We start from the raw sequence: 835 nt of genomic DNA on the forward strand, positions 1-835 counted from the left end.
ATGATGACGCTTGTGCGCTCGTAGAGCTTGCTGAGCAGGTGAAAGAGCAGCGCCCCACCTGATGAACTGAACGGCAGGTAACCGAGCTCATCCAGGATGACCAAGTCGACTTTGGTCAGCATTTCAGCAATTTTCCCAGCCTTGCCAATCGCTTTTTCTTGCTCCAGTGCATTTACCAGCTCCACTGTTGAGAAGAACCGAACCTTGCGCCTGTGGTGTTCGATCGCCTGGACGCCGATTGCTGTGGCGGTGTGGCTTTTGCCCGTGCCGGGCCCACCGATCAGAACGACATTCTCGGTGTTTTCGATGAACTCACACCGGTGTAACTGCCGGACTTTCGCTTCGTTGATTTCACTGGACGCAAAATCAAAGCCGGTGAGATCTTTGTATGCAGGGAAGCGGGCGACCTTTGTGTGGTAAGCGATGGATCGAACCTCTCGTTCCGCCATTTCAGCCTTGAGCAGCTGTGATAACATCGGGGTCGCGGCTTCAAAGGCTGGGGCACCTTGGGCGACCAGGTCTTCGACGGCATTTGCCATGCCATAGAGCTTGAGGCTGCGCAGCATGATGACGATAGAGGCTCCGGCTGGGTCATGACGCATGGCGCTTCTCCCCAGCCTGTCTCAGGCCATCGTAACGATTTAGGTTTGCCTCGGGCGTGGTTTGCAATGCCAGGGCGTCCGGTGGGTCGACTTCTGGATGTTCCGTCGGCTTACGGTCGATCAACCGGTGCAGAAGGTTCAGGATATGCGTCTTGGTTGGCACACCCGCTTCCAGCGCCTTGTCCACGGCGCGTAACACGTCCTCTTCGTTATGTTGCAGAACCAATGAGAGG

Annotated in this window: 1 protein-coding gene and 1 pseudogene; both read right to left on the reverse strand. The window is 56.2% G+C overall.

The window, feature by feature from the left end; translation table 11 throughout:
- Positions 1 to 602: ATP-binding protein (locus F0155_RS23205; protein WP_150526934.1), on the reverse strand; the 602-nt coding region annotated here is incomplete at its 3' end.
- Positions 592 to 835 (reverse strand): annotated as a pseudogene (locus tag F0155_RS23210) (IS21 family transposase); the annotation flags it as partial. The pseudogene F0155_RS23210 and the gene F0155_RS23205, both read right to left, overlap by 11 nt.

Origin of the sequence: Roseibium sediminis (assembly GCF_008711325.1) — a bacterium.
Classification (GTDB): domain Bacteria; phylum Pseudomonadota; class Alphaproteobacteria; order Rhizobiales; family Stappiaceae; genus Roseibium; species Roseibium sediminis.